Origin of the sequence: Pantoea cypripedii (assembly GCF_002095535.1) — a bacterium.
Classification (GTDB): Bacteria; Pseudomonadota; Gammaproteobacteria; order Enterobacterales; family Enterobacteriaceae; genus Pantoea; species Pantoea cypripedii.
On record NZ_MLJI01000001.1, the window covers coordinates 766,049 to 779,146 of the forward strand.

Consider the following 13,098-nt stretch of genomic DNA (forward strand, 5'->3'; position numbering starts at 1 on the left):
CTCCCGCCAAACAAGATGGGTTTGGGAAGGCATCGATGCGGTGAGATTCAGGAAGGGCGCTATGGTACTGGATGACAGGGGATTCGTCACCTGTCAAAAAAGCCCCAACTGCCCGGTAATCAGTGTAGCAAAATCATCGCCGACAAAGGGTAATATGCCTTCAGCCACCGGTTGTAGCTGCTTTGACACATAGTGATCATAGTCGAGCGGCGTGCTGCGCGCCTCCAGTGGCTCCGGGCCTGCGGTGGCGATGACATAGCGAATGGAGCCGCCATTTTGATACTGCAATGGGCGACCTAACTTGCGATTAACCTCATCGGCCTGACGGGCGGCACGCACATGTGGTGGCACGTTACGTTCATAATCTTTTAGCGGGCGACGCAGGCGTTTTTTATAGACCAGCAAATCATCGAGTTCACCCGCCAGCAATTTAGCCACGGTATCGCGAATATAATCCTGCCAGGGCTCGCCGCGAAAAATGCGGCCATACAGCGTTTGCTGGAACTGCTGCGCCAGCGGGGTCCAGTCGGTCCGCACCGATTCCAGCCCTTTAAACACCAGCCGTTCCGTCCCGGCAGAGCGAATCAATCCGGCATAGCGTTTTTTGCTGCCTTGTTCGGCACCACGGATGGTGGGCATTAGGAAACGGCTGAAATGGTTTTCGTACTCCAGCTCCAGCGCGCTGTCGAGGCCGTAGGTCTGCTGCAAATGATGCTTCCACCAGCCATTGACGTGATCGGCCAGTTGACGACCAATCGCTGTGGCCTGCTCCTCGCTATGTGCGCCTTTCAGCCAGACAAAGGTGGAATCGGTATCGCCATAAATCACATCATAGCCCTCGGCCTCAATCAGCTCGCGCGTTTGCTGCATAATGGCGTGACCGCGCAGGGTGATGGATGACGCGAGGCGCGGATCGAAAAAGCGGCAGGCGCTGGTGCCCAGCACGCCGTAAAAGGCGTTCATGATAATTTTCAGCGCCTGCGACAGCGGCTTATTGTGCTGACGCTTGGCTTGCTCGCGTCCCTGCCAGATCTGCTCAACAATGGCTGGCAGGCAGTGGGTCTGACGGGAAAAACGTGCGCCGCGAAAGCCGGGCACCGAGTCGGCATCATCGGGGTGCGCCAGTCCTTCCACCAGCCCGACCGGATCGATCAGGAAGGTACGGATAATCGACGGGTAGAGGCTTTTGTAATCCAGCACCAGCACCGAATCGTACAGCCCTGGGCGGGAGTCCATCACATAACCGCCGGGGCTGGCTTCGGGAGTGACTTCACCGAGATTGGGCGCAACGAATCCGGCGCGATGCATACGTGGAATATAGAGATGGCCGAAAGCGGCCACCGAGCCGCCGTGGCGATCCACTGCCAGCCCGTTAACGGTGGCGCGTTCCAGCAGAAACGGCATGATGGCAGTATGCTGGAAAATACGCGTTACCAGCTCGCAATCTTTCAGGTTATAGCGTGCCAGCGCCGGTTTATCATGAGCGAAGCGCCAGTTGATCTCTTCCATGCGCTGCCACGGGTTGTCGATGGCTTTGCCTTCGCCCAGTAATTCACGCGACACCGCTTCGAGGCTGAAGGAGGGGAAATCCCAGAAGGCGGATTTTAACGCCTCAATACCATCAATAATCAGGCGGCCGGTGGCCTGAGCGAAGAAGACGCCGGGTTTGAAACCGTGTTCACGCCACTCCAGCGCCTGTTGCTGGCGGCCCAGACGTAACGGGATACCGTAGCGATCGGCATGTTTTTGCAGCACGCGCAGGTCGAACTGCACCAGGTTCCAGCCAATAATCACATCCGGCTCATGGCGGGCAAACCAGGCGTTCAACTGCTCCAGCAGCTTCGGGCGGCTATCGACATAAATCAGTTCGAAATCAAGCGCGCTGGCATCGCCGTTCGGCGGGCCGAGCATAAACACCTGACGCTGACCGCACCCCTCTAACCCGATGCAGTACAGCTCGCCGTGCTCAGTGGTTTCAATATCCAGCGACACCCAGGAAAGCTGCGGGCGGTAGTCGGGATGGGGTTTCAGGCGCGTATTCACCACGCTGTCGCCACGCACATCGCCGCTGAACCACACCGGCGCGGTGATAAAGCGCTCCATCAGATAGCGCTCCGGCGGGCGAATATCTGCTTCATAGACTGGGATGCCGTTTTCCCGCAGGCGTTTTTCCAGGTTTTGCAACTGGCGGTAGCTGCGACAATAGAGGCCCAGCACCGGGCGGCGGCGGAAATCTTTCAGCGTCAGGGATTGCAGGCGGGTGTGGCGCTCATCACGCAACAGCACTTCAACCTGGGGTTGAAACTCGCTCGGCACAAAGGCGACCGACTCCTGAGCGGGCAGAACCACACGCTGTGCGCCCTGGTCGGTCGCCAGCCATAGCACCACTTCGCTGCCTGTGGGGGTGTCTCGCCAGTGTCGGGTAAGCAGAAATCCTGCGCGTGGATCGGTCACGATAACTCCTGGTATGAATACCCCTTAAGTGTATCATGGATGTTTATACAGTGTCTGTTGCTGGCTTAAACTGTCAGCATAACGTCAACATTGATGTACAAATCTTGCCTTGACGCTGTGGCGCTGGCTCTGGACAATCCAGCCTTCATATTCCGCAGAGGATATTTATGGAAGCCTGGGTACAACATCTCTTTACGCAATCTCTGGAATGGGCGCTGTTTGCTGTGGCGCTGGTGACCTTTCTGGAGTCACTGGCCTTCGTAGGATTGTTACTGCCGGGCACGGTTTTAATGGCGAGTCTGGGAGCGCTGGTGGGCAGCGGCCAGATCGGTCTGTATCCCGCCTGGGCGGCGGGTCTGGTCGGTTGCCTGATCGGTGACTGGGTGTCCTACGGCATTGGCTGGAAATTTCAGGGGCCACTGCATCGCTGGAAATATCTGCAAAAATACCGTGGGCTGCTGGATAAAACCGAGCATGCGCTGCATCAGCACAGCATGTTTACTATCCTGGTAGGCCGCTTTGTCGGGCCGACGCGTCCGCTGATCCCGCTGGCTGCGGGGATGCTGGAACTGCCGGTGCGTAAGTTTCTGCCGCCCAATATTATCGGCTGCATCCTCTGGCCGCCTGCTTACCTGATGCCGGGTATTCTGGCTGGGGTAGCCATCGATGTACCTAAAGCGAGCCAGGGCGGGCACTTTACCTGGCTGCTGTTGCTGGTGGCGCTGCTGGTGTGGCTGGGATTCTGGCTATGCTGGCGCTGGTGGCGCAGCGGTAAAACCGTCGATTGGGCCACGAAGTATCTGCCTGCGGCACGCCTGCGCTGGCTGGCACCGTTAGCCGCGCTGATCGGGCTGGCGGCGTTTATCGCGATTCAGTTCCATCCGATGATGCCCATCTTCCGCCATCTGCTGTGGAAGGTGTTCTTCACCTAAGGTTGTGCCACGCCGAGGATGGCCGCCGCCGGACTGCTGCCGTTAAGCAGGTCTGCGGTGTTGCCATCCCAGTAAACCCGTCCATCGACCACCACCAGGCTGCGCGGCGCAATTTGCCGGGCATCTTCCAGGCTGTGCGACACCATCAGCAGCGTGATGTTGCGTGCTTCACACACGCTGCGCACCAATTGCAGCATCTCATTACGCAGCGCCGGATCGAGAGCCGAAAAGGGTTCATCCAGCAACAGAATCGGCTGATTACGCAGCAGGCAGCGTGCCAGCGCCACGCGTTGCCGCTGGCCGCCAGAGAGTTGCCCCGGCAGACGACTAAGCATCTCGCTAAGCCCGGTTTGTAAGGCGATGTCGTTAACCTGCTGCTGCTGATCGTGATTGAGTTTCAGGCCGGGATGCAGACCCAGCCCGAGATTTTGTTGCACGGTCAGATGCGGGAACAGGTTGTTCTCCTGAAACAGCATCGATACCGGGCGTGCGGCGGGCACGCTATGAGTATGATCCTCATCGTTCAGCAGCAGGGTGCCGCTGCTGACAGGCAGAAATCCGCCAATCAGACTGAGCAGGGTGCTTTTCCCGGCTCCGCTCGGGCCGAGGATCGCCAGCCGCTCGCCCGGTTGTGCGCTGAACTGAAAGCGCATCGGCAAATGCTGGTACAGGTAAGTGAGGTTATTCAGTGTCAGCATGACGACCCGGTAATTTTTCCATCAGGGTAAACAAAAGCAGGCACAGCACCAGCAGCAGCAGGGCGGTCACCGCCCCATCCGCGCCACGATAGGCGCCAATTTGCTGGTACAGATAGAACGGCAGCGTGCGGAAATCCGCGCTGCCAAACAGTGCCACCACGCCAAAATCACCAATCGACAGCACACAGGCAAACGCCAGCGCCTGCGCCAGCGGGCGTTTCAGCGCACGCAGTTCAATCAGACGCAGCCGGTTCAGCCCCTGTACCCCGAGTGAGGCACACAACTGATTGTAACGCGCGCTGAGATCGCGCATCGGGTTCTCCAGCACTTTCATGGCGTAGGGAATGGCGATCAGTGCATTGGTGAAGATCACCAGCCCATCGGCGGATTGTGGCAGGCCGACGGTGGCGTTGAATAACAGGAAAAAGCCGCTGGCCAGCACAATGCCCGGCATCGCCAGAATCAGCATGCCACTGAGCTCCATTGTCTGCGCTGCCACGATGTTGTGGCGCAGACGCAGCTCACGGCTGCTCCACAACAGCATCATCGTCAGGGTGACACACAGCACGCCAGCGCCGACGGCAATGCGCAATGAGGTAAAGGTGGCCTGCCATAAGGCGGGTTGCCGCATCGCTCCGGCCACGCCGCCGCGCAGACCATCAGCCACCACTGCCAGCAACGGGGGGAGCAACAGCAGCAGGGCCATACCAATTAACAGGCTGTCGCTGATACGCGCGCGCCAGCTATCAGCGGGATCGCGCCAGCCGCGTATCTGCTGATGACCTGCGGGAATGGCCTTGCTGAAACGCTGACTCAGCAACACCAGCAGCAGGCAGCAACCGAGCTGCAGCAGTGCCAGCAGCGCTGCGCGTCCGGGGTCGTAGTCAAAATTTAATGCCTGATAAATCGCCAGCTCCAGCGTGGTCGCCTGTGGGCCGCCGCCCAGCGCCAGCACGGTGGCAAAACTGGCAAAGCACAGCATAAAAATCAGGGCGGCAGTGGGGAAAATTTGCCGCCGCAGCCACGGCCACTCCAGCAGACGAAACAGGTTCCAGCCGCGCAGACCCAGTTGCGCTGCCAGCTGGCGTTGTTCGCCGGGAATACTTTCCAGCGCCTGCAACAACATACGCGTCGCCAGTGGCAGATTGAAGAACACGTGCGCCAGCAGAATGCCCTGCAAGCCGTAGGGCGAGAAATGCCAGGGAATGCCCAGCGCTGCGCACAGCTGCGCCAGCCATCCAGTGCGGCCATAGACGCTCAGCAGGCCAAACACCGCCACCAGCACCGGCAGCACCAGCGTCATGGCGCACAGACGCAGCAACAGTTCGCGACCAGGAAAACGACGCCGATACAGGGCGCGCGCCAGTGGGATGGCGGGAAGGACCGAAAACAGCGCTGACAGCAGCGCCTGCCAGAAGGAGAAGGCCAGCACATGATGCAGATAGTCATCGGCGAGCAGGGCGCGCCAGTCGCCGATGGGCGCTGACATCAGCAGCGCGCCAAACGCCAGCAGCGCCACGGCGCACAGCAGCAGCGCAGTGAAACTGCCGGGCAACAGCCAGCCGGGGATTAACGGCTGACGGCGCGTTGCCATGCACTAATCCAGGCTTTGCTGTGGTCGGCGACTTCCGCCGGGCTATATTGCAGCGCCGTTTGCGGCACGTTCAGTGCCTGATAACCGGCAGGCAGATCGCTCTTGATCACCGGATACATCCAGTTGCCGGTCGGGATGGTCTGCTGGAAGGCCGGGGACACCATAAACTGCATGAATTCCTGTGCCAGCTGCGGTTGCTTGCTGCTGGCCAGCTGCGCCGCCACTTCAACCTGCAAATAATGACCTTCGCTAAACGGCGCAGCGGCGTAATTTTCTTTCTTCTCTTCAATGATGTGATACGCCGGAGAGGTGGTGTAACTCAGCACCAGATCGCCTTCACCCTTCAGGAACAACCCATAGGCTTCACTCCAGCCTTTGGTGACGGTGACGGTTTTCTGCGCCAGCTTCTGCCAGGCATCCGGCGCTTTGTCGCCATAGACTTTCTGCATCCATAGCAGCAGGCCGAGGCCTGGGGTGCTGGTGCGCGGATCTTCATAGATAACGCGCCATTTTTCCGGGCTTTCGACCAGTTCCTTCAGGCTTTTCGGTGGGTTTTTCAGTTTGTTTTTATCGTAGACGAAGGCGAAGTAACCGTAGTCGAACGGGATAAAGGTATCGTTATGCCAGCCACCCGGCAGCTGGAGCGCGTGGGTATCTACCTGGCTTTTGGCAAACAGCCCGGTTTTTTCTGCGGCCTGCACCAGGTTGTTATCCAGCCCCAGCACGATATCCGCTTTGCTGTTTTTGCCTTCCATCCGCACGCGGTTGAGCAGCGATACGCCATCTTCCAGCGCCACGTATTTCAGCTCGCAGCCGCACTGGGCTTCAAAGGCTTTTTTCACCGCCGGGCCAGGGCCCCAGTCAGCAGAGAATGAATCGTAGGTGTAGACGGTAAGTACCGGTTTGGCAGCCAGCACCGGGGCAGAGACCAGCAACAGCACAGGCAGAACTTTGTTTAACACTTTGCGCTCCTTGAGGAGAAGATAAGGTTGAGTCGCAAAGGATCTGAGCGGTGAGGCATCTCAAATCCCTACGCCGGTATTAACCGGATCAGGTTCGACGGGTCTCTCTCAGCCCCTGTAATGCAGGGCACCCCGTTGAGAACGGCACATTCTAGACATTTCCGGGTCAGGGCGAAAGGTTCACAGTTCCGGCGGGGCAAACCAGGCGGATTTGAAGTCAAACCAGCCGAGCGTATTCATGCGCACGCCACGCATACTGCGCTGACCTTCCAGCAACAGCCAGTGGTGAAACAACGGGTGCAGATAATCACTATCCACCAGTTGCTTACTCCATTCTGCGAGCGGCAGCGTTTTTTCGCGCCAGTGGGTGGCGGCATTTTCCCAGTCAATCGGGATACACAGCTGCATCAGCGGCAATTCGTACAGCTGGGCGAACAGCGAGTAGTCGAGCGGCAGGGTGAAGTTAACGCTGCCGAGCCAGATGTCGCTCTCGCCTTCGCCGTTAAACCAGGCTTCATAACTCAGCTCGCGGGTAATCAATTCCACGCCTTGTTGCGCCAGCAGTGGGCGTAAGGCGTTGGCGATACCTTCATGTTCCACATGGTGGCTGTACCAACTGATGGTGAGCTGCTTCAGGTTGTCCGGCTTGTTGACCGCCGTCAGATCGCGGCGATGATGCCAGCGCGGTAATAAACCATAAGCCGGGAACCAGTAGCGCTGATAACCGATACCCGCATTATTCAGCAGGGCGATAGGATTAAGCAGGTAACTGACCCAGCGGCGGAAATGCGCATCCCGGCCCTGTTCTGAGCGCTGGTCATACAGCAGAAAATAGCAGCCTTCTTCCAGACGACTTTCTTCCGATTTCTCATCAGCGGTTTCGCCTTGTAACTTCACCCCGGCATACACCAGCTCATCACTGATCTCCGGCAGTACCCAGATGGAGACATCGTCAATCAATGCGCGGTAACCGAAGTAGTCATCAAAGGCGGCGATCTTCAGCTGGCTCTGTTGATTGCGTACCACGCTATAGGGGCCGGTACCGATCGGCTGACGGGCGAAACCGCGCAGGGTCTGCCATTCACGCGGCAGGATCATTGCGCTGACGCTGCCGAGCAGCCACGGCAGCCAGTTGTCGGGTTGCGTCAGCTGAATATCCAGCGTCCAGGGAGCCGGGGAGTGCAGTGTTGCGATATGGGAGAACAGCGGCTGGCTGCGCAGACGCTCCAGCGAGCTGATGACGTCTTCCATCTCCAGTTCACGGCCATGATGAAAGCGAATAGCCGGACGCAAAAAGAAGCGCCAGTGCAACGGTGAGGTTTGCTGCCAGTGATGGGCGATATCCGGTTCGATTTCCCCCTTTTCCTCATTTACACGCGTCAGGCCGCTGAAAATCTGTCGTGCCAGATGGGTTTCCGATCGCCGCAGCGGTGAACCCGGCAGCAAATTCGGCAACGGGCGATAATAAAGCACGCGCAGAATATGTTTGCCCTGACGAAAGCTGCGCCCCAGATGTGCGGCAATCATCTGACGGACCTGATTTTTGTCACCCACCAGCTGCACCAACTGGTCGATACGATCCTGCTCCAGCAAATCTTCCGCCCGCTGCTGTTGTAGCGCCAGCCCGGTGTAGCAGAAACTCAGCATAGAACGTTTGCCGCGACCCGCTTCGGCCTGCCAGATAAGCCAGCCCGCAGCCTGCATGGCATTCAGCAGGTTACGCATGTGGCGGCGTGAGCAATGCAGCAGCTCCGCCAGCTCGCTCAGGGTGGTTTCCTGATCCTGGCCCTGGCAGCTTTGCCACAGGCGGATAAATTGCTGTTGCAGTCGTGAAGAGGACATAAAAGGGGAACTCCAGCGCATAATCGCTCAGTTTTTTCTGCCCTATATTAGAGGCATAGTAGACCTCATTGGAAGAGCGGGAGGCATTCAGTCATGAATGGCGCTCTGACAGTGGTTCCGCCGACGTGGAACCTTTTCTGAGTAGGGTGCAATTTCACCGCCAGCAGTGTTTTCTCTGCTGGCTTTTTTCGTTTTGCTGTGGAATCTTCTACCCTCTTTTTTGGTTCTTCGCTTTTCTTCCGCAAAGGGATTTCACCATGAAATCGCTGTTAACGCGTCAACGTCGCCTCAACCCGGTTTATCTGGCTTTTATGGCCGTCTCCTTTATGACTGGCGTGGCCGGTGCGTTACAGGCACCGACGCTCAGCCTGTTTCTGACGCGTGAGGTGCAGGTGCGCCCGTTCTGGGTCGGGCTGTTTTTTACCGTCAATGCAATTGCGGGCATCGTCATCAGCCTGCTGGTGGCGAAACGATCCGATAGCCACGGTGACCGCCGCAAACTGATCCTGTTCTGCTGCCTGATGGCGGTCGCTAATTCGGTGCTGTTTGCCTTCAGTCGTCATTATCTGACGCTGATTACATTGGGCGTGTTGCTGTCGGCACTGGCCAGCGTGGCGGTGCCACAGATATTTGCGCTGGCGCGTGAGTATGCTGACCATTCGGCGCGTGAAGTGGTGATGTTCAGTTCGGTGATGCGTGCGCAGCTGTCGCTGGCGTGGGTCATCGGGCCGCCGCTATCCTTCGCCCTGGCGCTGAATTACGGTTTCATCACCTTATTTAGCGTGGCGGCGGTGATTTTTTTAATCAGCACCGTGCTGATCTGGCGTACCTTGCCGTCGGTGCCCCGCGTTGCAGCCTCCCCCGAGCAGGTGCTGACGCAACTGAGTCCGTGGAAGGATAGCCAGGTGCGCCTGCTGTTTATCGCGTCGGTGATTATGTGGACCTGCAACGTGATGTATATCATTGATATGCCGTTGTATATCAGCTCCACGCTCGGCCTGCCGGAAAAGCTGGCGGGTCTGCTGATGGGGACGGCCGCAGGGCTGGAGATCCCGATTATGCTACTGGCCGGACATTATGCGCGTCGGTTTGGTAAACGCCGTCTGGTGCTGCTGGCGCTGGTGGCCGCTGTTCTGTTTTACCTTGGGCTGGGGCTGTTCCACTCGCGCACGGCGCTGATGGTGTTGCAGCTGTTCAACGCGGCGTTTATCGGTATTGTCGCCGGGATTGGGATGCTGTGGTTTCAGGATCTGATGCCGGGACGCGCAGGTGCGGCAACCACCATGTTTACCACCTCGATCTCCACCGGGATGATTGTGGCAGGGGTGATTCAGGGATCGTTAAGCGAACGCTTCGGGCATGAGTCGGTGTACTGGCTGGCGTTGGGTCTGGCGGTGCTGGCGCTGGGACTGACGTCGCGCGTGCGGGATGTCTAACTGCGCGCAATAAATTGCGCCGCTACGGGCCAGAGCGTACCTGTAGCGACGCGATATCGCGCTGTTTTTAACGTAAAAACGCGGGCTGGTTCGCCTCAAAACTGGAGATTGACGCTTCGTGTTGCAGCGTCAGGCCGATGCTATCGAGGCCATTGATCATGCAGTGACGGCGGAAGCTGTCGATTTCAAAGCTATAGCTTTTGTCACCGGCAGTCACGGTCTGGGCTTCCAGGTCAACGGTAAAGCTGACACCCGGATGGCTTGCCACCAGTTTGAACATCTCATCCACTTCTTCATCGCTCAGCTTCACCGGCAGCAGCTGGTTGTTAAAGCTGTTGCCATAGAAGATGTCGGCGAAACTCGGCGCAATCACCACCTGGAAGCCGAAATCGGTCAGTGCCCACGGCGCGTGCTCACGCGAGGAGCCACAGCCAAAGTTCTCACGCGCCAGTAAAATGCTGGTGCCTTTATATTCCGGCTTGTTCAGCACGAAGCTGGCCGTCGGCACGGTGCCAGCATCGTCATCGAAGCGCCAGTCGTGGAACAGGTGCGCGCCAAAACCGGTACGGGTCACTTTTTGCAGGAACTGCTTTGGAATGATGGCATCGGTATCGACATTCGCTGCATCCAGCGGTGCGACAATCCCGGTGTGCTGGGTAAATTTCTTCGCCATGGCTTAAGCTCCCTGAGTCAGTTCACGAATATCGGCAAAACGGCCAGTGACCGCCGCCGCAGCGGCCATCGCCGGGCTGACCAGGTGAGTACGTCCACCACGGCCCTGACGACCTTCAAAGTTACGGTTGCTGGTTGAGGCACAACGCTCGCCTGGGTTCAGACGGTCATTGTTCATCGCCAGACACATCGAGCAGCCCGGCAGACGCCATTCAAAACCGGCTTCGAGGAAAATCTTATCCAGACCTTCCGCTTCCGCCTGCGCTTTTACCGGACCAGAACCCGGCACCACCATCGCCACCACACCCGGCGCCACATGGCGTCCTTTGGCGATAGCGGCGGCGGCACGCAGGTCTTCAATACGTGAGTTGGTGCAGGAGCCGATAAAGACTTTGTCGATGGCAACGTCAGTCAGTTTAATGCCTGGTTGCAGATCCATATACGCCAGCGCTTTCTCGGCAGAGGCGCGTTCAACCGGATCGGCGAAAGAGGCCGGATTCGGGATGGCCTGATCTACCGCCATCACCTGACCCGGGTTGGTGCCCCAGGTCACCTGCGGCGCGATATCAGCCGCGTTCAGGGTTACGACGGCATCGAATTTCGCGTCGCTGTCGGATTTCAGGGTACGCCAGTAAGCGACGGCCTGATCCCATTGCTCGCCTTTCGGTGCGAACTGTTTGTCTTTCAGGTAATTAAAGGTGGTGTCATCCGGCGCAACCAGGCCCGCTTTGGCACCCATTTCAATCGCCATGTTGCACAGCGTCATGCGGCCTTCCATGGTCAGCGCTTCAATCGCCGGGCCACAGAATTCCACTACATGCCCGGTACCACCGGCGCTGCCGGTTTTGCCGATAATCGCCAGCACGATATCTTTTGCGGTGATGCCCGGCGCAGCTTCGCCCAGCACTTCAATCTTCATGGTTTTGGCACGGCCCTGCTTCAGGGTCTGGGTGGCAAATACATGCTCCACCTCGGACGTGCCGATACCAAACGCCAGTGAGCCAAAGGCACCGTGGGTGGCGGTGTGCGAGTCACCGCAGACAATCGTCATACCCGGCAGCGTCATACCCTGCTCAGGACCGATCACATGCACGATGCCCTGGAACGGGTGGTTCAGGTCATACAGCTGGATGCCGAATTCAGCGCAGTTCTTGATCAGCTCCTGCATCTGAATACGCGCCATCTCGCCAGAGGCGTTGATGTCTTTGGTCTGGGTAGAAACGTTGTGGTCCATGGTGGCAAACGTCTTCGACGGCTGACGTACTTTGCGACCGTGAGCGCGCAGGCCATCAAAGGCCTGCGGTGAGGTCACTTCATGGATCAAATGACGATCGATATACAGTAACGGAGTTTCATTCGGTGCTTCGTGGACGACATGTGCATCAAATAACTTCTGGTATAAGCTTTTCATTTTTTTATTTTTCCTCGGCGATGAAACGGGCAATGATGCTGCCCATCTCATCGGTGCTCACGGATTGACCGTCACCGGCCAGGTCACGGGTGCGATGACCCGCTTCCAGCGCGCGGTTGATGGCACGCTCAATGCTGTCGGCAGCCTCAGCGGCATTCAGGCTATAACGCAGCAGCAGGGACAACGAGAGGATCTGGGCAACCGGGTTGGCAATGTTCTGACCGGCGATATCCGGCGCGGAGCCACCGGCTGGCTCGTACAGACCGAAGCCTTCTTCGTTCAGGCTGGCGGATGGCAGCATGCCCATGGAACCGGTAATCATCGCGCATTCATCCGACAGGATGTCGCCGAACAGGTTAGAACACAGCAACACGTCAAACTGTGAGGGATCTTTAATCAGCTGCATGGTGGCGTTATCGATGTACATATGGCTCAGCTGCACATCCGGGTAATCCTTCGCCACTTCGTTGACGATCTCGCGCCACATCACTGAGGTCTGCAATACGTTGGCTTTATCGACAGACGTCACCTTATTGCGACGTTTGCGCGCAGATTCAAAGGCGATGCGGGCAATACGTTCGATCTCAAAACGGTGATAGACCTCGGTGTCGAATGCGCGCTCATGCGGGCCGCTGCCTTCACGGCCTTTCGGCTGACCGAAGTAGATGCCGCCCGTCAGTTCACGCACGCACAGGATGTCGAAGCCACGTGCAGCGATGTCGCTACGCAGCGGGCAAAATGTTTCCAGGCCTTTATACAGCGCAGCCGGACGCAGGTTGCTGAACAGTTTGAAGTGTTTACGCAGCGGCAGCAGCGCACCGCGCTCTGGCTGCTGTGCCGGTGGCAGGTGTTCCCATTTCGGGCCGCCTACTGAACCAAACAGGATGGCATCGGCTTGCTCGGCACCGGTAACAGAGGCCGGTGGCAGGGGTTCGCCGTGACGATCGATGGCGATACCACCTACATCAAATTCGCTGGTGGTGATACGCATGTCGAAACGCGCGCGAATCGCGTCCAGGACTTTCATGGCCTGCGCCATCACTTCCGGGCCGATTCCGTCGCCCGGCATGACTGCGATATGAAAAGACTTAGTCATA

Annotated in this window: 10 protein-coding genes and 1 riboswitch; of the genes, 2 read left to right on the forward strand and 8 right to left on the reverse strand. The window is 58.1% G+C overall.

The window, feature by feature from the left end; genetic code table 11:
- Nucleotides 1-93: 93 nt before the first annotated feature.
- Nucleotides 94-2,454: a DNA polymerase II gene (gene polB, locus HA50_RS03405; protein WP_084872619.1), complete on the reverse strand. Its 2,361-nt coding sequence runs from the start codon at nt 2,452-2,454 to the stop codon at nt 94-96.
- 167 nt (nt 2,455-2,621) lie between these two features.
- Here polB and HA50_RS03410 point away from each other — a divergent pair, with 167 nt between their 5' ends.
- Nucleotides 2,622-3,386 carry a DedA family protein gene (locus HA50_RS03410; protein WP_084872621.1) on the forward strand — a complete coding sequence of 255 codons (765 nt, stop codon included), beginning with the start codon at nt 2,622-2,624 and terminating at the stop codon, nt 3,384-3,386.
- Here the strand turns inward: HA50_RS03410 and thiQ are convergent.
- The 4 genes from thiQ to sgrR all read right to left on the reverse strand — a co-directional run bounded on the left by thiQ (nt 3,383) and on the right by sgrR (nt 8,482).
- On the reverse strand, nt 3,383-4,084 hold the full coding sequence (thiQ, locus tag HA50_RS03415; RefSeq protein ID WP_084872623.1) for a thiamine ABC transporter ATP-binding protein ThiQ: 702 nt from the start codon (nt 4,082-4,084) through the stop codon (nt 3,383-3,385). The genes HA50_RS03410 and thiQ overlap by 4 nt on opposite strands.
- The gene (thiP, locus tag HA50_RS03420) at nt 4,068-5,678 is read right to left on the reverse strand and encodes a thiamine/thiamine pyrophosphate ABC transporter permease ThiP (RefSeq protein WP_084872625.1); all 1,611 of its coding nucleotides are present in this window, start codon (nt 5,676-5,678) and stop codon (nt 4,068-4,070) included. Before thiP ends, thiQ begins: the two co-directional genes overlap by 17 nt.
- The gene (gene thiB, locus HA50_RS03425; RefSeq protein WP_084872627.1) at nt 5,654-6,640 is read right to left on the reverse strand and encodes a thiamine ABC transporter substrate binding subunit; all 987 of its coding nucleotides are present in this window, start codon (nt 6,638-6,640) and stop codon (nt 5,654-5,656) included. Before thiB ends, thiP begins: the two co-directional genes overlap by 25 nt.
- A 47-nt stretch (nt 6,641-6,687) precedes the next feature.
- Nucleotides 6,688-6,785, reverse strand: a riboswitch (TPP riboswitch).
- Between the two features lie 35 nt (nt 6,786-6,820).
- Nucleotides 6,821-8,482 carry an HTH-type transcriptional regulator SgrR gene (gene sgrR / locus HA50_RS03430; RefSeq protein ID WP_084872630.1) on the reverse strand — a complete coding sequence of 554 codons (1,662 nt, stop codon included), beginning with the start codon at nt 8,480-8,482 and terminating at the stop codon, nt 6,821-6,823.
- Between the two features lie 257 nt (nt 8,483-8,739).
- Between sgrR and HA50_RS03435 the strand changes: the two genes are divergently transcribed.
- Nucleotides 8,740-9,918: an MFS transporter gene (locus tag HA50_RS03435; RefSeq protein ID WP_084872633.1), complete on the forward strand. Its 1,179-nt coding sequence runs from the start codon at nt 8,740-8,742 to the stop codon at nt 9,916-9,918.
- Nucleotides 9,919-9,985: 67 nt separating this feature from the next.
- Here the strand turns inward: HA50_RS03435 and leuD are convergent, their stop codons facing one another.
- From leuD to leuB, 3 genes are read right to left on the reverse strand one after another with little or no spacing between them, the layout of a single operon-like run.
- Nucleotides 9,986-10,591, reverse strand: coding sequence for a 3-isopropylmalate dehydratase small subunit (gene leuD, locus HA50_RS03440; protein ID WP_084872635.1), 606 nt, complete (start codon nt 10,589-10,591; stop codon nt 9,986-9,988).
- 3 nt (nt 10,592-10,594) lie between these two features.
- Entirely contained in the window at nt 10,595-12,001 is a 1,407-nt protein-coding gene (gene leuC, locus HA50_RS03445) for a 3-isopropylmalate dehydratase large subunit (RefSeq protein WP_084872638.1), read from the reverse strand.
- Between the two features lie 4 nt (nt 12,002-12,005).
- The gene (gene leuB / locus HA50_RS03450) at nt 12,006-13,097 is read right to left on the reverse strand and encodes a 3-isopropylmalate dehydrogenase (protein ID WP_084872641.1); all 1,092 of its coding nucleotides are present in this window, start codon (nt 13,095-13,097) and stop codon (nt 12,006-12,008) included.
- Nucleotide 13,098 lies beyond the last annotated feature (1 nt).

Coding starts and splice junctions, on each gene's coding strand:
- thiP (WP_084872625.1), bottom strand. CDS start 5,678: ATGGCAACGCGCCGTCAGCCGTTAATCCCCGGCTGGCTGTTGCCCGGC.
- leuB (WP_084872641.1), bottom strand. CDS start 13,097: ATGACTAAGTCTTTTCATATCGCAGTCATGCCGGGCGACGGAATCGGC.
- thiQ (WP_084872623.1), bottom strand. CDS start 4,084: ATGCTGACACTGAATAACCTCACTTACCTGTACCAGCATTTGCCGATG.
- sgrR (WP_084872630.1), bottom strand. CDS start 8,482: ATGTCCTCTTCACGACTGCAACAGCAATTTATCCGCCTGTGGCAAAGC.
- leuD (WP_084872635.1), bottom strand. CDS start 10,591: ATGGCGAAGAAATTTACCCAGCACACCGGGATTGTCGCACCGCTGGAT.
- HA50_RS03410 (WP_084872621.1), top strand. CDS start 2,622: ATGGAAGCCTGGGTACAACATCTCTTTACGCAATCTCTGGAATGGGCG.
- leuC (WP_084872638.1), bottom strand. CDS start 12,001: ATGAAAAGCTTATACCAGAAGTTATTTGATGCACATGTCGTCCACGAA.
- HA50_RS03435 (WP_084872633.1), top strand. CDS start 8,740: ATGAAATCGCTGTTAACGCGTCAACGTCGCCTCAACCCGGTTTATCTG.